The sequence below is a fragment of the Chitinophaga sp. 01L420 genome (assembly GCF_056399985.1).
Genome location: NZ_JBFTSK010000150.1, coordinates 1 through 434 on the forward strand (window position 1 = coordinate 1; position 434 = coordinate 434).

General features: G+C 46.9%; 1 protein-coding gene. It reads right to left on the bottom strand.

Annotated features, from left to right (window positions below; all coding sequences use genetic code 11):
* Window positions 1–434 (bottom strand): Ig-like domain-containing protein (locus AC1DP6_RS36560; protein ID WP_477059322.1); only part of this gene is annotated, 434 nt, incomplete at both ends.

Genomic DNA, 434 nt, shown 5'->3' on the forward strand with positions numbered 1-434 from the left:
AATACCAGAATACCAGAGCGTTGGTACCACTGCCACTTACAAGTGTGGCCTGTCTGGTAGTGGCGCCTATTACTATACMCAGCGATGGTGTGCCGGTTACATTAACTATCTCACTAAAATGAACAGTGAAGGAGAGTACTTGTCCATCGTTATACACAGCATTGGCAGGTACATTTACTGCTGTCACTACTGGTGCGGTACCATCGAAAGCAAGGCTTAAAATATTGGAAGCGGTATTGGAGTTATTGCCCACGTTCACGGCTACACTGGCCGGTACCTGGATTGTCACCGCGCCATCTGCTGTTGGTGTTACGAGAACGGTGTAAGTGATATTATCTGTTGTCTGGAATGTACTTAAAGTTGCGTTGGTGGTGGTAATATCACCCAGTGTAAATCCAGTCACCGCTTCGCTGAAGGTAATTGTGGCGGTAAAC